This is a genomic window from Shewanella sp. AS1, from assembly GCF_021412565.1.
Classification (GTDB): domain Bacteria; phylum Pseudomonadota; class Gammaproteobacteria; order Enterobacterales; family Shewanellaceae; genus Shewanella.
Genome location: NZ_JAKCLJ010000100.1, coordinates 1 through 286, shown reverse-complemented (window position 1 = coordinate 286; position 286 = coordinate 1). Strand labels below are relative to the sequence as shown.

Below are 286 nucleotides of genomic sequence, written 5' to 3'. Positions count from 1 at the left end.
TCCAAATTCTCAAATTCAAAAGGCAAGAGCACTTCTTCCGGGATCTCTCGGTTGCTTTCGTAATACTGACTCAACAAAGATTCAAGAAGCTCCCCATCGCTAATTCCAAGCTCCTCAAATGAAAAAGTGTCCGAGTCAGAAATACGCCCAAAGCGCACTTTGAGTACACACACTGAAGCGCAACTTCCTTCGCGATAAAAAGCAAAAGCATCTCTGCTTTCTCCATGATGTACAGTTACAAGCTTTGCGCCTGAGGCATAGCTCTCAAGCGCATTAATGCGATCCC

The 286-nt window shown here is 45.1% G+C and carries 1 protein-coding gene; it reads right to left on the bottom strand.

Annotation, left to right across the window (positions count from 1 at the left end; translation table 11 throughout):
• On the bottom strand, nt 1–286 hold a 286-nt coding region (locus LZP69_RS16225), incomplete at both ends, for a hypothetical protein (RefSeq protein WP_234201727.1).